Annotated in this window: 23 protein-coding genes and 1 other RNA gene; 15 read left to right on the forward strand and 9 right to left on the reverse strand. The window is 69.7% G+C overall.

What is annotated here, in order from left to right; all coding sequences use genetic code 11:
* Positions 1-4 precede the first annotated feature (4 nt).
* The 4 genes from cbiE to MKK84_RS20125 are packed head-to-tail and all read left to right on the forward strand — an operon-like array spanning position 5 to position 3727.
* On the forward strand, positions 5-1237 hold the full coding sequence (gene cbiE / locus MKK84_RS20110; protein ID WP_243922843.1) for a precorrin-6y C5,15-methyltransferase (decarboxylating) subunit CbiE: 1233 nt from the start codon (positions 5-7) through the stop codon (positions 1235-1237).
* Positions 1234-1638, forward strand: a complete 405-nt coding sequence (locus MKK84_RS20115) for a cobalamin biosynthesis protein (protein WP_243922844.1) — start codon at positions 1234-1236, stop codon at positions 1636-1638. Before cbiE ends, MKK84_RS20115 begins: the two co-directional genes overlap by 4 nt.
* The gene (gene cobM / locus MKK84_RS20120; protein ID WP_243922845.1) at positions 1635-2411 is read left to right on the forward strand and encodes a precorrin-4 C(11)-methyltransferase; all 777 of its coding nucleotides are present in this window, start codon (positions 1635-1637) and stop codon (positions 2409-2411) included. Before MKK84_RS20115 ends, cobM begins: the two co-directional genes overlap by 4 nt.
* Positions 2408-3727: a cobyrinate a,c-diamide synthase gene (locus tag MKK84_RS20125; RefSeq protein ID WP_243922846.1), complete on the forward strand. Its 1320-nt coding sequence runs from the start codon at positions 2408-2410 to the stop codon at positions 3725-3727. Before cobM ends, MKK84_RS20125 begins: the two co-directional genes overlap by 4 nt.
* A gap of 39 nt (positions 3728-3766) precedes the next feature.
* On the opposite strand, the gene MKK84_RS20130 is transcribed toward MKK84_RS20125, so the two are convergent.
* Positions 3767-4174 (reverse strand): helix-turn-helix domain-containing protein, encoded by a 408-nt coding sequence (locus MKK84_RS20130; RefSeq protein WP_243922879.1) that lies wholly within the window; start codon positions 4172-4174, stop codon positions 3767-3769.
* A 379-nt stretch (positions 4175-4553) separates the two neighbouring features.
* Between MKK84_RS20130 and MKK84_RS20135 the strand changes: the two genes are divergently transcribed.
* Both MKK84_RS20135 and MKK84_RS20140 read left to right on the forward strand, forming a co-directional pair.
* A complete protein-coding gene (locus MKK84_RS20135; RefSeq protein WP_243922847.1) occupies positions 4554-4904 on the forward strand; it encodes an antibiotic biosynthesis monooxygenase family protein in 351 nt (116 codons plus the stop codon).
* Positions 4905-5367: 463 nt separating this feature from the next.
* Entirely contained in the window at positions 5368-6873 is a 1506-nt protein-coding gene (locus MKK84_RS20140; RefSeq protein WP_243922848.1) for an exopolysaccharide biosynthesis polyprenyl glycosylphosphotransferase, read from the forward strand.
* A 16-nt stretch (positions 6874-6889) separates the two neighbouring features.
* Here the strand turns inward: MKK84_RS20140 and MKK84_RS20145 are convergent, their stop codons facing one another.
* Entirely contained in the window at positions 6890-7375 is a 486-nt protein-coding gene (locus tag MKK84_RS20145; RefSeq protein WP_243922849.1) for a transcriptional repressor, read from the reverse strand.
* A 133-nt stretch (positions 7376-7508) separates the two neighbouring features.
* Between MKK84_RS20145 and MKK84_RS35510 the strand changes: the two genes are divergently transcribed.
* From MKK84_RS35510 to MKK84_RS20155, 3 genes are read left to right on the forward strand one after another with little or no spacing between them, the layout of a single operon-like run.
* Complete coding sequence (locus tag MKK84_RS35510; RefSeq protein WP_267358555.1) at positions 7509-7643, forward strand: hypothetical protein; 135 nt, start codon at positions 7509-7511, stop codon at positions 7641-7643.
* Positions 7640-8455: a metal ABC transporter ATP-binding protein gene (locus MKK84_RS20150; protein WP_243922850.1), complete on the forward strand. Its 816-nt coding sequence runs from the start codon at positions 7640-7642 to the stop codon at positions 8453-8455. Before MKK84_RS35510 ends, MKK84_RS20150 begins: the two co-directional genes overlap by 4 nt.
* A 47-nt stretch (positions 8456-8502) precedes the next feature.
* The gene (locus tag MKK84_RS20155; RefSeq protein ID WP_243922881.1) at positions 8503-9327 is read left to right on the forward strand and encodes a metal ABC transporter permease; all 825 of its coding nucleotides are present in this window, start codon (positions 8503-8505) and stop codon (positions 9325-9327) included.
* Here MKK84_RS20155 and MKK84_RS20160 read toward each other — a convergent pair whose 3' ends face one another.
* Genes MKK84_RS20160 through MKK84_RS20170 form a run of 3 tightly spaced genes read right to left on the reverse strand, consistent with a single transcriptional unit; the run spans position 9328 to position 12054 of the window.
* The gene (locus MKK84_RS20160) at positions 9328-10191 is read right to left on the reverse strand and encodes an SDR family oxidoreductase (protein WP_243922851.1); all 864 of its coding nucleotides are present in this window, start codon (positions 10189-10191) and stop codon (positions 9328-9330) included.
* Positions 10192-10222: 31 nt separating this feature from the next.
* Positions 10223-11332 (reverse strand): tRNA epoxyqueuosine(34) reductase QueG, encoded by a 1110-nt coding sequence (gene queG, locus MKK84_RS20165; RefSeq protein ID WP_313899356.1) that lies wholly within the window; start codon positions 11330-11332, stop codon positions 10223-10225.
* A 29-nt stretch (positions 11333-11361) separates the two neighbouring features.
* Positions 11362-12054, reverse strand: coding sequence for a glutathione S-transferase family protein (locus MKK84_RS20170; RefSeq protein ID WP_243922852.1), 693 nt, complete (start codon positions 12052-12054; stop codon positions 11362-11364).
* A 252-nt stretch (positions 12055-12306) separates the two neighbouring features.
* Here MKK84_RS20170 and MKK84_RS20175 point away from each other — a divergent pair, with 252 nt between their 5' ends.
* The 4 genes from MKK84_RS20175 (at position 12307) to MKK84_RS20190 (ending at position 16603) form a co-directional block, all read left to right on the forward strand.
* Complete coding sequence (locus tag MKK84_RS20175) at positions 12307-13110, forward strand: undecaprenyl-diphosphate phosphatase (RefSeq protein ID WP_243922853.1); 804 nt, start codon at positions 12307-12309, stop codon at positions 13108-13110.
* Positions 13111-13279: 169 nt separating this feature from the next.
* Positions 13280-15163, forward strand: a complete 1884-nt coding sequence (locus tag MKK84_RS20180) for a methylmalonyl-CoA mutase family protein (protein WP_243922854.1) — start codon at positions 13280-13282, stop codon at positions 15161-15163.
* Positions 15164-15403: 240 nt separating this feature from the next.
* Positions 15404-15850, forward strand: a complete 447-nt coding sequence (locus tag MKK84_RS20185; protein ID WP_243922855.1) for a hypothetical protein — start codon at positions 15404-15406, stop codon at positions 15848-15850.
* A gap of 33 nt (positions 15851-15883) precedes the next feature.
* On the forward strand, positions 15884-16603 hold the full coding sequence (locus tag MKK84_RS20190; protein ID WP_243922856.1) for a glutathione S-transferase: 720 nt from the start codon (positions 15884-15886) through the stop codon (positions 16601-16603).
* Positions 16604-16825: 222 nt separating this feature from the next.
* Here MKK84_RS20190 and MKK84_RS20195 read toward each other — a convergent pair whose 3' ends face one another.
* The 4 genes from MKK84_RS20195 to MKK84_RS20210 form a co-directional block, all read right to left on the reverse strand.
* A complete protein-coding gene (locus MKK84_RS20195) occupies positions 16826-17149 on the reverse strand; it encodes a YbaB/EbfC family nucleoid-associated protein (RefSeq protein ID WP_243922858.1) in 324 nt (107 codons plus the stop codon).
* A gap of 77 nt (positions 17150-17226) precedes the next feature.
* Positions 17227-19089 carry a DNA polymerase III subunit gamma/tau gene (locus tag MKK84_RS20200; protein ID WP_243922860.1) on the reverse strand — a complete coding sequence of 621 codons (1863 nt, stop codon included), beginning with the start codon at positions 19087-19089 and terminating at the stop codon, positions 17227-17229.
* Positions 19090-19121: 32 nt separating this feature from the next.
* Positions 19122-19220: signal recognition particle sRNA small type (gene ffs / locus MKK84_RS20205), an RNA gene on the reverse strand.
* Positions 19221-19261: 41 nt separating this feature from the next.
* Entirely contained in the window at positions 19262-19522 is a 261-nt protein-coding gene (locus tag MKK84_RS20210; RefSeq protein ID WP_243922861.1) for a PepSY domain-containing protein, read from the reverse strand.
* A 138-nt stretch (positions 19523-19660) separates the two neighbouring features.
* Here MKK84_RS20210 and MKK84_RS20215 point away from each other — a divergent pair, with 138 nt between their 5' ends.
* Together MKK84_RS20215 and MKK84_RS20220 are read left to right on the forward strand one after the other, a co-directional pair.
* A complete protein-coding gene (locus tag MKK84_RS20215) occupies positions 19661-21199 on the forward strand; it encodes a YifB family Mg chelatase-like AAA ATPase (protein ID WP_243922863.1) in 1539 nt (512 codons plus the stop codon).
* Positions 21196-22947, forward strand: a complete 1752-nt coding sequence (locus tag MKK84_RS20220; protein WP_243922865.1) for a bifunctional protein-serine/threonine kinase/phosphatase — start codon at positions 21196-21198, stop codon at positions 22945-22947. The genes MKK84_RS20215 and MKK84_RS20220 overlap by 4 nt, the downstream gene beginning before the upstream one ends.
* Positions 22948-23351: the final 404 nt, after the last annotated feature.

Here is a 23351-nt window from a genome sequence, read left to right on the forward strand (position 1 = left end):
GTCCATGAGCGGTGAAGCCCTGTCGAGCCGGTCCGCGGCCGGTTGCTGGCTGTCGATCGTCGGTATCGGCGAGGACGGGCGGTCCGGCCTCGCGCCCGCAGCGGCGGCTGCGCTCGATGCCGCTCGCGTTGTCTACGGCGGCCGCCGCCATTTTGCGCTGGCCGGCCCCCTGGCGGCCGAGACGCGTCCCTGGCCGAGCCCGATCCACGAAGCCTATCCGGACATCCTCGCCCGACGGGGCGAGCCCACCTGCATCCTCGCGACCGGCGATCCCTTCCATTACGGCATCGGCGCCGAGATCGCCCGGCTGATCCCACCAGCCGAGATCCGCACCTTCCCGCAACCCTCGGCGTTCAGCCTTGCCTGCGCGCGCCTCGGCTGGCCGCTGGCCGAATGCGGCCTCGTCACCCTCCACGGTCGCGCGCTGGCCCGGATCGTGCCGCATCTCCAGCCGGGGGCCCGGCTGCTTGTCCTGTCGTGGGACGGCTCGACACCGGCGGCTCTGGCGGTTTTGCTGACCGAGCGCGGTTTCGGCGCGTCCACCCTGACGGTGCTGGAGGCGATGGGCGGCCCGCGCGAGCGGATCCAAGCGGCGCGCGCCGAGGGCTTCGATATCGGCGCCATCGATCCGCTCAACACCGTCGCGATCACCGTGGCGGGTGACGGCCGCGCGCTGCCCCTCGCGCCCGGCCTCGACGACACGCTGTTCGAGAATGATGGGCAACTCACCAAGGCCGAGGTCCGGGCGCTGACGCTCGCGGCTCTGCGGCCCCATCCGGGACTGCACCTATGGGATATCGGGGCTGGCGCCGGCTCGATCGCGATCGAATGGATGCTGCGCCATCCGAGCCTGCACGCCACCGCCATTGAGGCCCAGCCGGATCGGGCCGCGCGGATCCGGCGGAATTCCGAGACCCTTGGCACGCCGGACCTCACCGTGGTTACCGGTGCCGCGCCGGATGCGCTGGTCGGGCTACCCGAGCCGGATGCGATCTTCATCGGCGGCGGCGTGTCGGAGCCCGGCGTCCTGCCGGCGGCCCTGGCGGCCCTCAGGCCGGGCGGACGCTGCGTCGCCAACGCGGTGACGCTGGAAGGCGAAGCGGCCTTGCTCGCGGCCTTCGCGGCCCAGGGCGGCAGCCTGCGGCGCTTCTCCGTCGACCGGGCCAGTCCCGTGGGTGGAATGCACGGCTGGCGGCCGGCCATGCCGGTGACCCAATGGGCCTGGACCAAGCCATGACCGAACGCCTCGTTGCCGGGATCGGCTTTCGGCGCGGCACAGGAGCCGACGAGATCGCGGCGCTGATCACCCAGGCGCTCGGCCAGATCGGCGTCGGACGGGGCGACCTGACGGCCATCGCGACCGTGGCCGACCGGGCGGTCGAGCCGGCGATTGCCGGCGCGGCGGCGCAGTTCGGCCTGTCGCCGCGCCCGGTCGCCGCGGACGCGCTGGCGGCCCGCGACGCCGAACTCGTCACCCGCTCGGCGCGGATCGAGCGCCTGCGCGGCGTCGGTTCCGTCGCCGAGGCCGCCGCCCTCGCGGTGGCCGGACCGGGCAGCCGCCTCGCCCTTCCCCGGATCGCAAGCGGCGGCGCCACCTGCGCGCTCGCCGTCGGCCAGACCACGATGCCCACAGCATGACCGTCCACTTCATCGGCGCCGGCCCAGGCGCGGCCGACCTCATCACGGTCCGGGGTCGCGACCGCGTCGCGTCCTGCCCGGTCTGCCTCTACGCAGGCTCCCTGGTGGCGCCCGAGATCCTCGGATGGTGCCCGGCTGGCGCCCGGATCGTCGACACCGCGCCCCTCGACCTCGACGCCATCATGGCGGAGATCGCCGCGGCCCATGCAGACGGCCACGACGTGGCGCGACTGCATTCGGGCGACCTGTCGATCTGGAGTGCGCTGGCCGAGCAGATGCGCCGGCTCGACGGGCTCAGCATCCCCTACACGGTGACGCCCGGCGTCCCGGCCTTCGCGGCGGCGGCGGCCGTGCTGCGGCGGGAGCTGACCGTGCCCGGGCTGGCGCAATCAGTGGTCCTGACCCGCACGTCCGGCCGGGCGAGCGCCATGCCCGAGCGCGAGACCCTGGCGGCCTTCGCGGCGACCGGGGCCACATTGGCGATCCACCTCTCGATCCACGTGGTCGAGCGGGTGGCGTCCGAGTTGATCCCGTTCTACGGGCCGTCCTGCCCGGCCGCGGCGGTGTTTCGCGCCTCCTGGCCGGACGAGCGGGTGTTGACGGCCGATCTCGCCACCCTGCCGGCCCTGGTGGCGCAAGCCGGCCTCGAACGCACGGCGCTGATCCTCGTCGGGCCGGCGCTCGCCGCCGAGCATTTCCGCGAGAGCGCGCTCTACGCCACCGATTACGACCGGCGCTACCGGCCCGGCGGCACGGTCGGAGGGCGGACATGAGCGCCCGCGGCCTCCTCATCGCGGCGCCACGATCGAGTTCCGGCAAGACGACCGTGACCCTCGCGCTGATGCGGGCCCTGTCCCAGCGGGGCTTGCGGGTGCGCGCCGCCAAATGCGGCCCTGACTACATCGATCCGGCCTTCCATCAGGCGGCCACGGGGCGACCGAGCTTCAATCTCGACAGCTTCGCCATGGCGCCGCCCCTGCTCGACGCCCTGGCCCGCGACACGGTCACGGATGCCGACATCGTAATCGCCGAAGGATCCATGGGCCTGTTCGACGGGGTCCGTGCGGCTGAAAACCGGACCGGCGCCAATGCCGATATCGCCGCCCGCTACGGCTGGCCCGTGGTGTTGGTGGTGGATGTCTCCGGGGCGGCCCAATCGGCCGCCGCGGTCGCCCTGGGCTGCCGGCTCTACGACCCGCGGGTCACGATCGCCGGGGTGATCCTGAACAAGGTCGCGAGTGCCCGCCATCGCCGGCTCGTCGAGGCCGGCATGGAACGCGCCGGACTCCCGGTGCTCGGCGCACTCATGCGCGACGCGCAACTCGTCCTGCCCGAGCGGCATCTCGGCCTCGTTCAGGCCGGCGAGACCGCCGATCTCCAGGCGCGCCTCGACCGGCTCGCCGAACTCGCGGTGGCGGGCATCGACCTCGACGCCATCGTCGCGGCGGCCGGCGGCGATGTACCGGAAACCGGGGGCGCCCTGCCCCCGCCGCCGGGCCAGCGGATCGCGGTGGCCCGGGATGCGGCGTTCAGCTTCCTCTACCCGCATCTTGAAGCCGGTTGGCGCATGGCGGGGGCGGAACTGGTCCCGTTCTCGCCGCTCGCGGACGAGCCACCGCCGGACGCATGTGACGTCTGCTGGCTACCGGGCGGCTACCCTGAGTTGCATGCCGGCCGACTCGCGAGCGCCAGCCGGTTCCTGGATGGACTGCGCGCCTTCGCGCTCAGCCGCCCGGTCCATGGCGAGTGCGGCGGCTACATGGTCCTCGGACGTACCCTCGAGGATGCCGAAGGCGTCACGCACACCATGGCCGGCCTCCTGCCGGTGGACACCTCGTACCGGCGCCGCAAGCTGCATCTCGGCTACCGGGTGGCGCATCTGTGCGGGGATAGCCTGCTCGGCCAGCGCGGCGCACGCCTGATCGGCCATGAATTCCACTATGCCAGCGAGCTCTCGCCGGCCGCTGCGGAACCGGACGCCCTGGCCCGTGTCACCGACGCAGAGGGATCCGATCTCGGATTCGCGGGGCATCGGATCGGCCCCGTGAGCGGGAGCTTCTTCCACTTCGTCGCCGGAGATTCGGAGTGAGTCTTCCTCGCCGCCGAAGATCGTAGTCCAGTCAGCCGTTTAGGCTGGATCACGCGGCGGTGCGGTCTCGCGAACCTGCGCGAGTCGCGCAGCGCTGCGAACCAGCGCCAGGACATCGCGGCGCATCTGCTCGTCGTCGATCTGCGCATAGGCCCGCAGCAATTCGATGGCGCCCTGACCACTCAGAAAACCGAACACGTCTTCCTGCGCGTTGGCGCGCGGCTCGCTCTCCTCGAAGAAGGCCGAGACCGGGACGTCGAGCAGGCGTGCGATCTCGCGGAGCCGCCCGGCACCGACCCGGTTCTGCCCCTTCTCGTATTTCTGCACTTGCTGGAAGGTCACGCCCACTGCGTTGCCCAGGGCGGTCTGGCTCATGCCCCGCGCTTTCCGCAGAGCCGTTATCCGGACACCGACCAGACGATCGACATCCGTGGTCTGCTTCGGCATCGGCGGACTGGCCGTTTCCTTCTCGCCGGAGGCGTCTGCGTCCTGCTCCGGATGCGCTGTGTTCGCCTCGCCGTCGCGCCGCTTCACCGTCCGACCCACCTTCCAAGACCGTAGAATTCGTTCGTACGGCGTGAACTGCGCAGAGCGCGAACAGCCGTTCTGCGGCACTTACCAGCCGCGCCGCAGTAAGACACCAAGTTATCAGGCTTCGCAAGTCTTAGTTTACATCTTCTAGTTTAAGTACACACAACTTTGCAACATTGTTGCTCAAATGCCCGCGGTTATCTCTGGAGCGTTTCTCGGGTGCGCCCTGTAGCCGCGCCGGGGCTCGCTAAAGCCGCCGAAACCCTAGTAGACTCTGCAGGCAGAGGAGAATGACATGTTCATCGCGATGAACCGCTTCAAGGTCGTCAAGGACGCGACTGCGGATTTCGAGGCCGTCTGGCTTGGACGCGACAGCCATCTCGGTGAGATGGCCGGCTTCGTCGAATTTCATCTCCTGCGTGGGCCGGAGCATGAGGACCACGTCCTCTACGCATCGCACACGATCTGGCGATCGCGGGACGATTTCGAGGCCTGGACCCGTTCGGAGCAGTTCCGGAAGGCTCATGGCCGCGTCCCCTCGACCAAGCCGCTCTATTTGGGCCATCCGCAGTTCGAAGGCTTCGAGGCGATCCAGAAGGTGGGCGGATCGAGCAGCACCACCCCGCAACACGCGGACGCCGTCTGACCGAACGAGACGGGCCGCCTCCACGACACCGGCCGCCGCTGCGGCGGCCGGTCCACGCCCTATGTGTCGGCGGCACGGCCGGACGACTGCACGGCGATAGGAAGCACATGTGTTAGCCGACGCGGCACTATTGCGGCCGCGTCCCAAGATCAGGCCGGACGGCTGTTCGCCATCTCCTTCGGTTGTGCGCCCTTGCTAAAGTAACGTGCCGGAATTGTGATGCCGGCCGCAGGCATAGTCCAGAAACAAATTTTTTAAGACTCCGGTGAGGTGAATACCGGATTTCAGTTCATCGTTCATTACCGCTTCATAGGATGCGGACTAGGTCGGCCATCGTCGTAGGGCTAGGTTGTTCACGCACGCGGCCTGCCGCTTGCTCCGCCACCGGCACAGGCCGGCACTGGAACGCGCGTTCGTTTCAGACTGGCACAAAGTCCGATCATGACGGGACGTGGCGCGCCAGATGTTTCATCAACGGATCCCGGAAGCGTTCCAGCCCCTGCCGAGCCCGGCCGAGCGCCGTCGCAGCGTCTGGTCCGGCCTGCTGCCCCGCCGCGGGCGGGCGGCAGCGCGGGCCGCTCTATCGTCGGCCCTCGCCGCCACTGATTTCGCGGCCATCCTGGCGGTCACCCTGTTCATGGAGGCCACCTACGAGATCGCCTACCAGGAGGGAAAATTCGGCGCCGGCAGCATCCGCGGCCTGCAACTCGCCGCACTCCTCGGCCTGATCGTCGTGGCCACGAATGCCCTGCGTGCGGAGTACAGCCTCGACACCGTGATCGCGCAGAAGCCGTTCGTCCAGCGGGTGGCCTCCCTGTGGCTGGTGGCCTGGGCCGCCGTGCTGGTCGTCGGGTTCATGACCAAGACCACAGGAGAGTATTCGCGCCTCGTCTCGTTCGGATCCTTCTTCGTCGGGCTGCCGGTCCTGATCCTGAGCCGCGTGGCAGTGACGCGCCTCGTGCGTCAGCGCCTGACGGCCAGCTCGGCCTCGGTCAGCCGCGTTCATCTCGTCGGCTACGAGGAGGACATCACCCGCTTCTACGCCAGCAACGCGATCGACCAGCTCGGCCTGCGGATCGTCGGCACGAGCTACCTGCGCCGCGTCGATTCGGGTGCGGACAATGCAGCCCGGCACGATCAGTTGCAGGAGGATCTCGACCTCGCCGTCTCGGTGGTGCGCTTCCTGCGGCCGGACGACGTGTTCGTCCTCGTGCCGTGGACCGACAACGCCGAAGTCGAGCGCTGCATCGATGCCTTCCTGCGGGTGCCCTCGGCTCTGCACCTGCGGCCCGGAGCGATGCTCGACCGCTTCCCCGACCTGCAGGTCGCCCGGGTCGGCGGCGTCTCCGGCATCAATATCGGCCGCCGGCCGCTCAACCTCGGCGAGATCGTGCTGAAGCGGGCGCTCGACCTCACGGTGGCGACGATCGCCCTGGTCGCGCTCTCGCCGTTGCTCGCCGTGATCGCGCTGGCGATCAAGGTCGACAGCCCCGGGCCGGTCTTCTTCCGCCAGAAGCGCTACGGCTTCAATCAGCAGCCCTTCGGCGTGTTCAAGTTCCGCTCGATGCGGACGGAGACGGGCGCCGTGTTCCGGCAGGCCACGCGCAACGACAGCCGGATCACCCGGACCGGCGCGATCCTGCGCCGGACCAATCTCGACGAGTTGCCCCAGCTCCTCAACGTCCTGCTGGGAGAGATGTCGCTGGTCGGGCCGCGCCCCCACGCGCTCGCGCATGACCGGAGCTTCGAGCGGCGGATCGCCCTCTACGCCCGCCGCCACAATGTCCGGCCGGGGATCACCGGCTGGGCGCAGGTCAACGGCTTCCGCGGCGAGACGCTGACCGATCTCGACATGGAGCGCCGCGTCGCCTGCGATCTCCACTACATCGACAACTGGTCGATCTGGTTCGACATCCAGATCATGATCCAGACGCTGATTTCGCGCCGGGCCTACCGGAACGCGTTCTAGAACGCCGGAGGCACGGTCAGGGCGTGCGCTCCCGCTCCCGGCAGGCGCCGCAATCGCCCTCGACCTCCAGGATACTGTGGGTCGGGGTGAAGCCGGCCCGCTCCAGCGTCCGCTCGAGGCCGCCTTCCACATCCGCCGAGGACGTCTCGTCGACCGCGCCGCAGCTGCGGCAGATCAGGAAGATGACCCCCTCCCCGGGGGCGTGGCCGTGCGCGCAGGGGATGAAGGCGTTGCGGCTGGCGATCCGATGGACCAGCCCCTGCTCCATCAGGAAATCGAGGGCGCGATAGACCGAGACCGGCGCCACGCGCTTGCCCGGTGCGCTGAGGCGCTCGGCGATGTCGTAGGCGCCCTGCGCCTTGTCGGACTCGGCCACCGCTTCCAGCACGTCGCGGCGCAGCGGCGTGAACTGCAGCCCACGTTCGCGGCAGAGGGCCTCCGCCCGGGCGAGCATGTCGGGGGCGTCGGACCGACATGCGTCGTGCCCCTCGTGGCGGTGCATGATGGCTCCCATCACAGATCCGCAGGTTGTCCCGCGGGTTTGTTACAGTGTATCACCGCCAGACCGGACCGCACCAGTCTCCCGCACATTCCGCGCACCCGCCCCGCGCCGGCCCGCGCGCGACGAGGACGCCTTGCCCACCAGTTCCCGTATCAGACGCGCGGCCCGGCGGTCCCTGTTCCAGAGCGGGATCGGCCCGCGCCTGGCGCTCGCCGGCAGTCTCTCCGCTCTGGTCTGGCTGACGATCGCCTGGGCGCTGGCGACATGAGTTCCGGGTCGCAAATCCAGGATCCCATTCGCCTCGTCGGCCTGACCCTCGGCTACGATCGGCATCCGGCCATCCACCATCTCGACGGGACCGTGCGCGCCGGCGATCTGCTGGCCCTGGTCGGGCGGAACGGGGCCGGCAAGTCGACGCTGCTCAAGGGCATGGCCGGAGAGATCCCCTGCCTCGACGGGCGCATCGAGCGCAGCGAGGCCGTCGCCTACATGCCGCAGGCCGACGAGATCGACCGCAGCTTCCCGCTGAGCGTGCTGGACCTGGCCGGGATGGGCCTCTGGCGGCGGGCCGGTGCGTGGCGAAGCCTCATCCGGCAGCGGGGCGCTGTCGAGGCCGCGCTCGCGGCGGTCGGCCTCGCCGGGTTCGAGGCACGGCCGATCGGCACGCTCTCGGGTGGGCAGTTCCGCCGGGCCCTGTTCGCCCGGCTGATCCTCCAGGATTGCTCCGTGATCCTCCTCGACGAGCCGTTCACCGGGATCGACAACCGGACCGTGGACGATCTGCTGGTGCTGATCCGAACCTGGCACGCGGAGGGCCGCACGATCGTCGCGGCGCTGCACGACCTCGCGCAGGTGCGCGCGCATTTCCCGGCGACGCTGCTCCTGGCCCGCGAGCCCATCGCTTGGGGGCCGACGGCCCGGGTGCTGACATCGGAGAACCTCGCCCGCGCCCGCAACCTCTCCGAGGCGTGGGACGAGGGCGCTCCGATCTGCGCCGGGCCGCGGGCCGAAGCTGCACACGACCACAGTACGCATGATCACGGCGCACACGGCCATCATCACCACGAGGACGCCGCGTGATCGATCCGTTCGGGTCCCTCGTCGCGCCGTTCGTGGAATTCGGCTTCATGCGCCGGGCGCTGGCGGGCTGCCTAGCGCTGTCCGTCTCGGCGCCGCCCGTGGGCGTGTTCCTGACGCTGCGCCGCATGAGCCTGATGAGCGACGCCATGAGCCACGCCATCCTGCCGGGCGCCGCCGCCGGCTTCCTGGTCGCGGGGCTGTCGCTGCCGGCGATGACCCTCGGCGGCCTCGTCGCAGGCCTCGCGGTGGCGCTGCTCGCGGGCGCCGTTACCCGCGCCACGACGGTGCGGGAGGATGCCAACCTCGCGGCCTTCTACCTGATCTCCCTGGCGGGCGGCGTGCTGCTGGTCTCGCTGCGCGGCTCGCAGATCGACCTGATGCATTTCCTGTTCGGCTCGGTCCTCGCGCTGGACGATGCCGCCCTGTGGCTGCTCGGCGGCATCAGCACCCTGACCCTGGTGGCACTCGCGGTGATCTATCGGCCGCTGGTGATGGAATGCGTCGATCCGCTGTTTCTGCGCACGGTGAGCCGCAGTGGCGGCCCGGTCCATCTCGCCTTCCTGGCCCTGGTGGTGATCAACCTCGTCGGCGGTTTCCAGGCTCTGGGGACCCTGCTGGCGGTCGGGTTGATGCTGCTCCCGGCGGTGGCGGCCCGGTTCTGGGCCCGCGATCTGGGCGGCCTCATCCCGGTCTCGATGCTGATCGCCGCCTTGGCGAGCGTTTCAGGGCTCAGCCTGTCGTATCAATACGACCTGCCGAGCGGTCCGGCCATCGTGCTGGCTGCCGGAGCGCTCTACCTCGCCTCGATGCTGGCCGGTCCGCGCGGCGGGCTGCTCCGCCGCCTCATCCGGCCGCGCCACCTCGAAGCCTGATCAGGACTGATCCTTCAGCGCCGCAAGACCCTCGCGGTAGGTCGGATAGGCGAGATCGACGCCGAGTTCCGCGCGGATCAGCCGGTTCCGCACGCGCTTGTTCTCGCCGTAGAAGCTCCGCGCCATCGGGGAGAGGTCGGCGGTCTCGAAATCGATCGCCGGGGGCAGCGGCAGCCCGGTCAGGGCGGCGGCATGCTCGGTGACCGTCTGGGGCGCGGTCGGCTCATCATCGGTGACGTTGTAGATCGCCCCGGCCCGGGGCCGGTCGATCGAGGCCAGCAGCGTCGTGGCGATGTCGTCGACATGGATGCGATTGAAGACCTGCCCGGCCTTCACGATCCGCTGGGACCGCCCCTCGCGCAGCTTAACGATCGGGTTGCGCCCCGGCCCGTAGATGCCCGACAGGCGGAAGATCTGCACCGCCTTGCCGGTGGCGGCACCGAGCGCCAGCCACGCCGCTTCGGCGTCGAGCCGGACCTTCGAGCGGGTGCTGCGGGGATCTGCGGGCGTGGCTTCGTCGATCCAGGCGCCCTGCTTGTCGCCGTAGACCCCGATGGTCGACAGGTAGCCGATCCAGCCGATCCGGCTCGCCTTGATCGCCGCTTCGTAGCGGTTGAGCACGGGGTCGCCCTGCTCGCCGGGGGGCGCCGAGACGAGGAGCACGTCGGTCTCGGCGAGATCGGCGGCGATGCACGGATCGTCGGCCCGGGGTCCGAAGGCGCGCATGGCGAAACCGGTCTCCGCCGCGAGGCGCTCGGCCGCTGCGGGTTCGGTGACGGTGGCGCGCACGGTGTCGAACCGGTCGCGCGCACGCTCGGCGAAGCGGCCGCCGGTGAAGCCCAGGCCGAAGACGAAGAGATTCATGCGCCGGATGTCTCGCCGGGGCTGCCTCCCGTCAAGCCGATGCGGCCCGCCATTCATCGCGAACATGGAGATCGGTCTCGCCGGCCCCGTGCTGCCGATGCAGAGTCCGGACGGTATCGGGCTCCAGCAACTGCCCGCAGGCCCAGACCGCCATGCCGCGCACCAGCGGCGACGCATCGGTCAGCCGTGCGACCGCCATCTCGGCAAGCTCGGGCGACCCGGAATTGCCGATCGCGATCATCACGTTGCGCAGAAAGCGGTCGCGACCGGTCCGCTTGACCGGTGTGCCGGCGAACAGGCTCCGGAAAGCCGCGTCGTCGAGGCCCGCGAGATCCGCAAGCCGCGGCGCGGCGAGATCGGTCCGAGCGGCAAGACGGGTCTCGGCGGCCGTGCGGGCGAACTTGTTCCACGGGCAGACCGCGAGACAATCGTCGCAGCCGAACACCCGATTGCCAATGGCCGGGCGGAGCGCCGCGGGGATCGGCTCGGCATGCTCGATGGTCAGGTACGAGATGCAGCGCCGGGCATCGAGGCGGTAGGGCGCGGGGAACGCATCCGTCGGGCAGATGTCGAGACAGGCGCGGCAGGAGCCGCAATGGTCGCGGCCGGGCGCGTCGGGTTCGAACTCAGCGCTCGTGTAGATCGCCCCGAGGAGGAGCCAGTTGCCGTGCTCGCGGGAGATCAGCACCGTGTGCTTACCCTGCCAGCCGAGCCCGGCGGCCTCGGCCAGCGTCTTCTCCATGACCGGTGCGGTGTCGCAGAAGACCTTCACCCGGACATCACCTTTGGCGGACAGATAGCCGCCGAGTTCTTTGAGCTTGCCCTTCAAAACTTCGTGATAATCCCGCCGTTGGGCATAAGCGGCGACCGCGCCGCGCTCTGTTTGCGCCACGAGCGCCAGCGGATCGTGCTCGGGCCGGTAGCTCATGGCCAGGATCAGGATGCTGCGCAGGCCCGGCCATAGACCGGTCGGACGGGCGCGCTGGTCGGCCCGCTCGGCCATCCAGTCCATGGTGCCGTGGGCGCCCTCGGCGAGCCAGGTCGCGAGGCGATCGGGCATATCCGGCAGGCGATCGGGCCGGGTCACGCGCAGGCCGCAGAAGCCCAGCGACCGAGCCCGGGTCTCGACGAGGCGGCGCAGGTCGGCGCCGATATAAGTCCGTCTGGGGCTCAGAAATCCAGATCCGCGTAGTGGGCGGCGGGCGGCATGCCGGTGACCCGGTCGGCGAGCAGGCCCCGGAACGAGGGCCGCGACTTCACCCGGGCGTACCAGTTCCGGGCCATCTCGTCCTCGTCCCAGGGCACGTCGCCGAGATAATCGACGCAGGAGAGGTGGGCAGCCGCCGCGAGGTCGGCATAGGTCAGGTTGTCGCCCGCGATCCAGCGGCGGCGTGCGATCAGGTAGCCGATGTATTTGAGATGATAGCGAACATTGGCCCGTGCGGCCCGGATCGCGTTCATGTCGGGCGGACCACCGCCCTGGTTCGACGCCATGAAACGCTTCGAGATCTTCTCGTTGACGAGGTAACCCGTCACCTCCGATTCGAACTTCACTAGGAACCAGTCGAGCAGCCGCCGCACCTCGACCCGGTCCACCGTATCGTCCGGCAACAGGCGACGTCCGGTCAGGCCGAGCCCGCGGGTCTCGTCGAGGTATTCGGCGATCACGCCCGCGCCGGGCACCACGAGGCCGTTCTGCTCCAGCAGCACGGGCGTGACGCCCGCCGGATTGATCAGCAGGAAATCATCCCGGCGCTCCCAGGGCCGTTCCTCGAACAGAGTCGGCTCCATGCCCATCTCGGCGAGCACGAGACGGATGAACCGGGAATTCGCGCAGAAGGGGAAGTGGTAGAGGGTCGCCATCGAGGCCGTTTGGGACGTTCGGTCGGGCAGCGCGGTCGGTCCCGCGCTCGGCGAGGGTCCTGAAGCGCAGGTCTTCGGCGCGCAGGACTTCGGACCGAGCGTTATTGCCCGACCGTTGCCGAGCCCTTAACACGCGCAGCCGGTATCGGTAACCGCCCGTCAATCCTGATAGGCGAACCCTCCGGCCAACCCTACAGGCAACGCGGCGTGCCCGGCACGGGCCGGCGCGCGCCCGCGGCACAGGACGTGACGATGGATCCGGTAAGCATCGGCAAGGCAGTGCTGCTCGCGCTGGTTGAGGGCGCGACCGAGTTCATTCCGGTCTCCTCCACCGGGCACCAGCTGCTGGTGGGCCATTTCATCGGGTTCCACTCGCCCAACAACACCTTCGAGGTGCTGATCCAGCTCGGCGCGATCCTGGCGATCCTGCTGGTCTATTTCCGCCGCCTGCTGGGCATCGCCACCGCGCTGCCGAACGATCCCAAGGCCCGCCGCTTCGTGCTGGGCATCCTGGTGGCGTTCCTGCCGGCCGCGATCATCGGCGGCCTCTTCTCGAAGGTGATCAAGGCGTATCTGTTCAACCCCTGGATCGTCTGCGCGACCCTGGTGGCGGGCGGCCTCGTGCTGCTCGTCATCGACGACACCGACCTGAAGGTCCGCAAGACCGACGTTTACGACTTCTCGCTGCCGATGGACCTGAAGATCGGCATCTTCCAGTGTCTGGCGATGATCCCCGGTGTGTCGCGCTCCGGCGCCACCATCGTGGGGGCGATGCTGATGGGGGCCGACAAGCGTTCGGCCACCGAGTTCTCGTTCTACCTCGCCATGCCCACCATGGCGGGCGCGTTCGCCAAGGACCTGCTGGACAATTACAAATATCTGTCGAGTGACGATGTCGGCCTGATCGCGATCGGCTTCGTCGTCTCGTTCATCTCGGCGCTGCTCGTGGTGCGGCTGCTGCTCGATTACGTCTCCCGGCACGGCTTCTGGCTGTTCGCGTGGTGGCGGATCATCGTTGGCGCACTCGGTTTTGCGGGCCTGATCATTTTCGGTTGATGCGGCCGGCCGTTCGACCAGGGCGGACAACCGGAATCCAATTGCGTCAAAACTGGCTCACGCGGGGCTCAAGCTTTCCTCAACCTTCGGGCGATTGCCACCGGCGAGGCGGCATGCGAGGCAATCCCATGAAAGCGGCGCTCGAGACGTCGCGTTCTGGGACGATCCGATGGAAGACAGACCGCTCGCCGAACTCTTCGAGCCCGCTGACCGGGCGCGCTGGCTCGGCCTCGTCGAAGGCGTCCTGAAGGGCGCCGATTTCGAGCAACGGCTGGTCTCCCGGACGGCAGATGGGCTCCGGATCGAGCCGCTCTACAGCTCGGCCGCGCCGATCGCCCAACCGGTGCGCGAGCCTGGTCCGTGGCGGATCGCCCAGCGGATGGATCATCCGGATATCGCAACCGCCAACGCCCAGGCGCTGACCGATCTCGAAGGCGGCGCGGACGCGCTCGTCATGGCCTTCGCGGGTGCCCCCAGCGCACGCGGCTATGGAGTGACGGTTGCGAGCGTCGAGGACCTCGACGCCGCGCTGACGGGCGTGATGCTGCCCTTGATCAACCTGCGCGTAGATGCCGGCAGCCGGGGGCTCGAAGCGGCCCACCTCGTCAAGGCGCTGGCCGAGCGGCGCGGCGAGGATCTGGCGACCTACGATGTCGATCTCGGGATCGATCCCGTCGGCGTGCTGGCAGCGTCCGGCAGCCTGGGCGCCGTCTGGAGCGAGATCGCTCCGCGGCTGGCCGGGATCGCGGCAGAGCTGGAGACGGCGGGTTTCCGGGGACGGGCCTTCCTGGCCGACGGGCGCCCGTATCATGAGGCCGGGGCCGGCGAGGCGGCGGAGCTGGGGGCCGTGCTCGCCACCGCGGTGACGTATCTCCGCGCCCTCGAAGCCGCCGGACACGACCTCGACACGGCCCGATCGCGCATCGCATTCCTGCTGGCGGCTGATGCCGACGAGTTCGTCACGGTAGCGAAGTTCCGCGCGTTGCGGCGCCTCTGGGCGCGGGTCGAGCAGGCCTGCGGGCTCGAGCCGAAGCCGCTGCGTCTCCACGCCGAGACCGCGTGGCGGATGATGACCAAGCGCGACCCGTTCGTGAATATCCTGCGCACCGGGATGGCGGCGGCCTCGGCAGGGATGGGCGGCGCCGACAGCGTGGCGGTCCTGCCCTACACGCAGGCGCTCGGGCTGCCGGATGCCTTCGCCCGGCGCGTGGGTCGCAACAGCCAGATCGTGTTGCTCGAGGAATCACACCTCGCCCGCGTCATCGATCCTGCGGCGGGCGCCGGTGGGTTCGAGGCGTTGACAGCGGAGATCGCCGAGGCCGCCTGGGCGGCGTTCCAGGCGATCGAGACCGAGGGCGGCATCGTCGCCTCCCTCAGCGTCGGCAAGCTGCAGCGGCGGATCGAAGCGATCCGCGAGACGCGCACGAAAGCCGTGGCGACCCGCCGGGAAGCGCTCACCGGCGCCAGCGAATTTCCGAACCTCGCCGAGAAGCCGGTCACGGTGCTCGACGTGCCGAAGGTCGCGCCGCCCCTCGGGTCCAATTTTGGGCCCGGTTCGGCGGTCGCCTGCGATGCCCTGCCGTCCCAGCGCCTCGCGGAGCCCTACGAGGCCCTGCGCGACGCCTCCGATGCCTATCACGCCACGGCCGGCCGCCGGCCGGCCGTGTTCCTGGCCAACCTCGGTTCGGTGGCGGCGTTCAACGCCCGGGCGACCTTCGCGGCCAACGCCTTCGCGGCCGGCGGCATCGAAGCCCTGTCGAATGACGGCTTCCCCGATGCCGAATCCGCAGCGGCGGCGTTCCGGGAATCCGGAGCCTCGCTCGCCTGCATCTGCTCGACCGACGCGATCTATGCCGAGCGCGCCGTCGAAACCGCGGAGGCCCTGGCGCGGGCTGGCGCGGGCGTGATCTACCTCGCGGGAAAGCCGGCCGACCTGGCCGAGCCGCTGAAGCAGGCGGGCGTGCAGACCTTCCTGCATGCCGGGTGCGACCTGCTTACCGTGCTGAATGGAGCTTTACGCGCGGCCATGAAGCCGCCCTCGCGGACGGCCTGATCCGGGTACCATTCCCACCACGATGCGCAGGCGGCTCGGCCGGTACGGGTTCAAGGCTGGCACACCCGAATGCCGCGGCCATCGAAGCGCCGAGCGCCGCCGCTTAGGCTGCGACATCCTGTCATGGAACGATCGAGATCCAGCCTGAAATGCGGCCGCCCAAGTGCCGAGCCAGCCGCGTTCCCGACGCAATCATGAGGGAATGCTGAACGCGGTTCGGATCCCCGACGAGGCCGCCGCATGAAAACTTCGATCCTCGCGTCCCTCACCCTCCTCGCGCTCGTTTCGACGGCGCAGGCGCGCCCGCATCGACACCCGGCCGCACCGACGGTGAACCAAGCCGAGGCCGAGAAGACGCTGGCTCCGCTACGGCAGGCCGCGACGGTCTGCTTCGCCGACACGGTCCTGTCGAACCCCAAGGCCACCGCCGAGGCGCGTGCCGGCCGCTGGTACGAGGCCGTGGGCATCACGGGCTTTCTCTGCCGCCCGGAGGTCGCCGCGATGATCCAGGCGCATGACCGGCTCTACGGAGCGAAGACCGGCGAACGCTACTTCAAGAGCGCCTACGTCAAGCATCTCGACCAGCAGCTCGCCGAGCGTCTCCAGCCGATGCTGCTCCACAAGGCCGTCGCCAGCGCCGAGCCGCCGGTCGATAAGACCGCCGAGGACAGTGCTGCGGGCAACTGAGCCGGCATCTCTCAGGTCAGAAGCGAGTTGGCGATGCCCTACGAGCTTCACTACTGGCCGATGATCCAGGGGCGCGGCGAGTTCGTCCGCCTCGCCCTGGAAGAAGCTGGCGCCGACTATGTCGACGTCGCCCGCCAGGACGACGATGCCGGTGGAATCGGTCCGATGCTGGATCGCCTGTCGGACCCTGCGAACCCGCGCCCGCCCTTCGCGCCGCCCTTCCTGCGCGACGGTGATCGCGTGATCGGGCAGACGGCCGCGATCCTGCTGCATCTCGGCCAGCGCCTCGGTCTGGCGGGCAACGGCGAGCGGGACCGGATCTGGACGCACCAGCTTCAGCTCACCATCGCGGACGCCGTGGACGAGGTGCACGACACCCACCATCCGCTCGGCGTCGATCTCTATTACACCGATCAGAAGCCCGAGGCTCTGCGCCGGGCGGCCGGGTTCCGGACGACCCGGATGCCGAAGTTTTTCGGCTATTTCGAGCGTGTTCTGTCCGCCAATGGCGGTGCGCACTTGGTCGGCGCGGATCTGACCTACGCCGACCTGTCGCTGTTCCAGCTCGTCGATGGGCTAACCTACGCCTTCCCGAAGGGGACGTCGGCGGCGCTACAAGCTGCGCCCTGTGTGGAACGGCTGCACGACACCGTGGCGCGGCGCCCGCGGATCGCCGCCTATCTGGCGAGCGAGCGCCGAATCCCGTTCAGCGAGGACGGCATTTTCCGGCGGTACCCCGAACTCGACGGCTAGCGCGACAGGTCCACTTTCCCGCGCGGGCTACCGGATTCACAAATCCCGATCGGCCCTTGGGGCTCTCGAATAAGGCGCGGGCCCCCTCTCCTGGAGGGAGAGGGGGCTGGTCGCGCCCTCACGCCAGCGGTGGCATCCACCGGAGATGTGTGAATATCGTAGGCTCTCCGGGGAGGGAGACGCGGCGTCGAAGACGCAGTTTATCGGCCGAACAGGCTCCGCTCAGAACGGCAGCTTCATCCCGGGCGGCAGGGGCAGCCCCTTTGTCAGCTCGGCCATGTGCTCCTGCATCGTCGCTTCCGCCTTGCCGCGGGCATCGTTGCAGGCCGCCACCACCAGATCCTCCAGGATCTCGCGCTCGTCCGGAACCATCAGGGACGGATCGATCGTGATCCCCTTCATCTGGCCCTTGGCCGTCATGGTGACCCGCACCGAGCCACCGCCAGAGGCGCCGGCGACTTCGATCTGATCCATCTCGGCCTGCAGGTTGGCCATCTTCTCCTGCATGGCCTGGGCCTGCTTCATGATGCCCATCAGGTCACGCATGCGGATCTCTCCCCGTTCTGTCGTCGTCTGATCTGGGTACGAGCCGGCCGGCCCGCCAGCTATGGCCGGCCGGAGCCTCAGCTTTCGTCGTCCCCGAGCTCATCCACCCGGGCGGCGTCGCTCTCGCCGAGGATCTCCTGCTCGGGGGTGGGCAAAGCCGCAGCGGCGGTGTCGCGCACGTCGACGATCTCGGCGCCGGGAAAGCGCGTCAGCACCTCGCGCACGAACGGATCGGCCGCGGCGTTCTCCCGGCGCGTCTCGACCACGGCCCGGGCCGCCGCATCGCGGGTCGGTTCGCCCGCCTCTTTCGAGAGCGCGACGATCCAACGCCGCCCGATCCAGCGCTCGATCGCGGCCGCGAGGTCGGTGGCGAGGCTCGCCCGCCCCCCTTGAGCGAGGCGGAACTCGATCCGCCCCTCCTCGAAGCGCACCAGATGGACATCCCGCTCAAGCGCCGTTCGCAGCAGGATATCGCGATTGGCATCCGCCAGCGCGATCAGATCCTCGAACCGGCCGAGCCGCGGTGTCGGCGGCGCGACGGGGGCGGGTGGCGCGACGGGGGCGGCCATCGCCACCGGAGCAGCCTCAAGGATCGGTTCCGCCAACATCGTCCGGGGCGCGGCCGCCAGTGCCGCTGAGCCGCCCCCGCGCAGGTCCGGGATCGGCGGCAGCGCCGGGCGCGCCAGCGCCGGCGGCTCGTCAGCGGGCGCTGCGGCGGCCTCGGCCTTGAGCTGGCGCAGGGCCTCGTCCGGAGTCGGGAGGTCGGCCGCGTAGGCGAGGCGCACGATCGCCATCTCGGCCGCCGCCAGGGGGCGCGGCGCGGCCTGCACTTCGGGGATCGCCTTGAGCAGGATCTGCCACGCCCGCGACAGGGCGCGAATCGAGAGCTTCTCGGCGAACTGGCCGCCCCGGACGCGTTCGGTCTCGCTGAGCGTCGGGTCCTGGGCGGTTTCGGGCACCACCTTCAGCCGGGTGACGAGATGCGTAAAGGCCGCGAGGTCCGAGAGCACCACCGAGGGGTCGGCGCCGGAATCGTACTGCGCCCGCAACTCCGCAAAGGCCGCCGGCACGGAGCCGCGCATCACCGCCTCGAACAGGTCGAGGATCCGCGCGCGGTCGGCGAGCCCCAGCATGTCGCGCACGCTCTGCGCGGTGACGGCCCCGGCGCCGTGCGCGATGGCCTGATCGAGGAGCGAGAGCGCATCGCGCACCGATCCTTCCGCGGCGCGCACGATCGCGCCCAACGCCTCGTCCTCCGCCTCGACCTTCTCGGCCGCGCAGACCTTGGCGAGATGCGCGTGCAGGACCGGCGCCTCGACCCGGCGCAGGTCGAACCGTTGGCAGCGGGACAGGATCGTCACCGGGACCTTGCGGATCTCCGTGGTTGCGAACACGAATTTCGCGTGGGGCGGCGGCTCCTCCAGCGTCTTCAGGAAGGCGTTGAACGCCTTCTCGGAGAGCATGTGGACCTCGTCGACGATGTAGACCTTGTAGCGCGCCGAGACTGGTCCGTAGCGGATGCCGTCGATGATCGCGCGTACGTCGTCGATGCCGGTATGCGACGCGGCATCCATCTCCAGCACGTCCATGTGCCGGGATTCCATGATGGCCGCGCAGTGCAGGCCGAGTTGCGGCATCGCCACGGTCGGGCCGGTCTCGGGCTGGCCAGCGAGGGCGTAGTTGAGGCCGCGGGCGAGGATGCGGGCCGTGGTGGTCTTGCCGACCCCGCGCACGCCGGTCAGCATCCAGGCCTGCGGGATGCGGTTGGCCGCGAACCCGTTGGCGAGGGTGCGGACCATCGCCTCCTGGCCGATCAGGTCGCCGAAATGGGTAGGGCGGTATTTGCGCGCGAGGACCCGGTAGGGCGTCGCTGCAGCGGCGGGCGCTGCAAACCCGGGCAGGCCCGGCTCGTCGTCAGGCGTGCCGGTCGAAGCGTCCATGCCGGTCGGGATCGGGCTGCCGCGCGAGAATGAGGTGGGAGGCTGGACGAAGACCCGCTCGGTCTCGTTAGGGCTGCTTCCTTCCGGACCTGACCCGGTTGGCGAGTGAAACGTCCCTCGCCAACCCCCCGCCGGCTATATGGCCGGGCCGTGCCCCGAACGCAAGCGCTGCCTACTCGGCCTTGCGCTTCACGATGGCGAGCGTCTTCGGATCGAGCTTCAGGTCGAACTTCTTGCCGTTGGCATCGATGGCGTCGTCGACCTCGATCATACCGTCGTCGAGTTCGATCTCGTCCCACTTGGTGAAGCCCTCCTGCTTCAGCATGGCCTCGACCTTGGCCTGCTGATCGGGCGCCAGCTTTTCGTCGGCCCGGGCAGCGATGCCGAGGCCGGCCAGAAGCGCGAGGGCGAGAAAGGGCGTGGCGCGATGCATGGGCGTTCTCCATCCGATTGCGTGTCGACTTTGAACAGGAATGCGGCAGTCCTGTTCCGCTCGGCCGAGCATCCTCTTGAGCGCCCTGCGATTCTCCCGCACAGCTAGGCCATTCCGTGCGTCGAGGATTCGTCACCTATGGTCACCCGCGTCGCCACCGTGGCCTTCGAGGGCATCGAGGCGCGGGCGGTGGACGTGCAGGTCCAGATCATCCCGGGCTCGGTGGTGTTCAACGTGGTCGGCCTGCCCGACAAGGCGGTGGGCGAATCCCGCGAGCGGGTGCGCGGCGCGCTGATCGCCTCCGGACTCGCGCTGCCGGCCAAGCGCATCACCGTCAACCTCGCCCCAGCCGACCTGCCGAAGGAAGGCTCGCATTACGACCTGCCGATCGCGCTCGGCGTGATGGCGGCGATCGGCGCGATCCCGGCGGACGCGCTCGGCGGCTATTGCGTGCTCGGCGAACTCGCGCTGGACGGCAGCATCACGGCGGTGAACGGCGTGCTCCCGGCGGCCATCGCGGCGGCGGCACGGGGTCTTGGTCTGATCTGCCCGGCCTCGACCGGGCCGGAAGCCGCCTGGGCCGGGGGCGATCTCGACGTGCTGGCCCCGCGCTCGCTGATCCAGCTCGCCAACCATTTCAAGGGCAGCCAGGTCATGGCCTGGCCGGAACCCTCGGTGGCGGGTCAGGCAGGCCCACTGCCGGATCTCGCCGACATCAAGGGCCAGGAGGGCGCCAAGCGCGCCCTGGAGATCGCCGCGGCGGGGGGACACAACCTGCTGATGAACGGGCCGCCGGGCTCGGGCAAGTCGATGCTGGCCGCCCGCCTGCCCTCGATCCTGCCGCCGCTCGGGCCGCGCGAGTTGCTCGACATCTCGATGATCCAGTCGGTCGCGGGCGCGTTGAAGGACGGCGCCCTCTCGAACCGCCGGCCCTTCCGGCAGCCGCACCATTCCGCCTCCATGGCGGCTCTGGTCGGCGGCGGGCTCGGAGCAAAGCCGGGGGAGGTGTCGCTGGCCCATGGCGGGGTGCTGTTCCTCGACGAATTGCCCGAGTTCAACCCCCAGGCGCTCGACAGCCTGCGCCAGCCCATGGAAACCGGCGAGGTCATGATCGCCCGGGCCAATCACCGGGTGACGTATCCGGCCCGCTTCCAGCTGGTCGCTGCGATGAACCCGTGCCGCTGCGGCCAGGGCCTGGAGCCGGGCTACGCCTGCCGGCGTGGCCCGAACGATCGCTGCATGGCGCAATATCAAGCGCGGATTTCCGGGCCCCTCCTCGACCGGATCGACCTGCGCATCGAGGTACCGGCGGTCACCGCGGCCGACCTGATCCTGCCTCCGCCTGCGGAAGGGTCCCGTGAAGCGGCCGCCCGCGTCGCCGCGGCCCGCGCCCTCCAGACGGCGCGCTTCGGCGAGCGCGGGCTGCCGGCGGCCACCACCAACGCCACCTGTCCCGCGAACCTGATCGAACAGGTCGCGAGCCCAGACGCCGATGGGACGGCACTGATTCGGCAGGCCGCCGAGAGCATGCGTCTCTCGGCCCGCGGCTTCCATCGCACGCTGCGCGTCGCCCGGACGCTGGCCGACCTCGACGGCGAAGCGCAGGTGCGTCGGCTGCATCTTGCCGAGGCCCTGTCCTATCGGGGCCGGGGCGACAGCGCGGCGGCAGCCGCTTGAGCGCCGAACCCGCCCGCGGCCTCACGGTCACGATCGGCCAGCACAGTGCCGCCGGCCAAAAAGCCGAGAACCAGGATTTCCACGGCGCCCTCGTGCCAGCGCAGCCCGCACTCGGCCTGAAGGGCATCGCGGTGGCGCTCGCCGACGGGATCAGCAGCAGCGCGGCCGGCGCGGCGGCGAGCGAGACCGCAGTCAAGAGCGTCCTCAGCGACTATTACGCCACGCCCGACACGTGGTCGGTGAAGCATGCCGCGCAGCGGGTGATCGCGGCGGCCGATTCCTGGCTCTACGCCCAGACCCGGCGGGGCCTCGATCCCAACGATGCCGACCGCGGCTACGTCACCACCTTCGACGCGCTGATCCTGAAGGGGCGGACCGCCCACCTCTTCCATGTCGGCGACGCCCGGATCTGGCGGGTCTCGGGCCGGTCCCTCGAACAGCTCACCGAGGATCACCGCGTGGTGGTCTCGGCTGCAGAATCCTATCTCGGCCGGGCCCTCGGCGTGACCGGCCGGGCGGAGATCGATTACCAGACGCTCGCCGTCGAGGCCGGCGACATCTTCGTGCTCACGACGGATGGCGTCCACGAGCATGTCCGGCCGCGGGAGGTCGTGGCCGCGATCTTGGCGGCGGACGATCTCGATGCGGCGGCCCGCACCATCGTCGAGGCGGCACTGGCGGCCGGCAGCCCGGACAACCTCACGATCCAGATCGTCCGGGTCGAGGCCGTGCCGGAGGGCGAGGCTGCCGACCTCCTCGGCGACGTTGAGGGGCTCGATCCGGCGCCGCTGCTCGATCCGCCGGCCGAATTCGACGGCTACCGCCTCCTGCGGATTCTCCATTCCGGCCCGCGCAGCCGCGTCTATCTCGCGGAGGACGGCGAGACCGGGGGGCGGGTCGCCCTGAAGGTGCTGTCCCTCGATTTGCGTGAAGATCCGGCCCAGCGCAAACGCTTCGCCCTGGAGGAGTGGATCGCCCGGCGGATCGACAACCCACACGTGCTCAAGGCCCAGCCGCCGGCGCGGCGGCGCAGCCACCTCTACACGGTGATGCGCTACGTCGAGGGCCAGACGCTGACCCAGTGGATGCGCGACCACGCCGCCCCCGAGTTGGAGACCGTGCGCGGCCTCGTGGAGCAACTCGCGAAGGGCGTGCAGGCTTTCCACCGGAAGGAGATGGTCCACCAGGACCTCCGGCCCGACAACGTCCTGATCGACTCAAGCGGGATCGTGCAGGTGATCGATTTCGGCGCCACCCAGGTCGCCGGCGTCGTCGAGGGCGATCCGCGGATCGACCCCACCGAAATCCTCGGGACGGTGCAGTACACGGCGCCGGAATGCTTTCTCGGCGCGCCGTCCATCGCGGCCTCCGACGTGTTCTCGGTGGGCGTCATTGCCTATCAGATGCTGACCGGGCGGCTGCCTTACGGCGATGCCGTGCCGCGGGCCCGCAGCCCGGCGGCCCAGCGCAGGCTGCGCTATGCCTCGGCGCTCACCGTGCGGCCGCTGCTCCCGGCTTGGGTCGACGGCGCGCTGCGGAAGGCTGTGCATCCGGATCCGTTCAAGCGCTATCAGACCGTATCGGAATTGATCCACGACCTGCGCTATCCGAAGCCGGCCTTCACCGACGCCCGCCGGCCCGCCCTGCTGGAGCGGGATCCGCTGATGTTCTGGCGGTTGCTGTCGTTGGTTCTGGGGATCGTCGCGTTGACGCTGGCGGGGATCCTGATCGCGCATCTGCCGAGATGAGTGCAGGGATTTAGACCTCTCAGCCTAAGCTTAACGCTCCGAAATCGAATCGCGTTTCCCCTCCTCCTTGCGGGCTACGATGTTCACACTTCGCAGTACCGAACCGCCACGCGCCCTCCCCCCTCTGCGGGGGAGGGAGGACCCGCCTCGGCTCATCGTTCTTGACAATGTTCCTATTTTGTGCTCATTAGCCGCCACCTGTCCACGGCGGCCTAGGAGCGATCCCGGGGCGTCCTTCGGGGGCCCGCCCGGTGGCTGACTGGGCGGGTCCGGGGACGGGGCGGTGCCCGCGTCGGTGGCTCTCAGCCGCCATCGCCCCGGGCGGCGGACCGGTACGGGGCGTGCCTCGGATGCGGGCGTGAGACCGGGCGGCAGTTTGCCCGGCGGGGGGAGGAAATGCCCCC

The sequence above is a fragment of the Methylobacterium sp. E-065 genome, assembly GCF_022829605.1.
Lineage (GTDB): Bacteria > Pseudomonadota > Alphaproteobacteria > Rhizobiales > Beijerinckiaceae > Methylobacterium.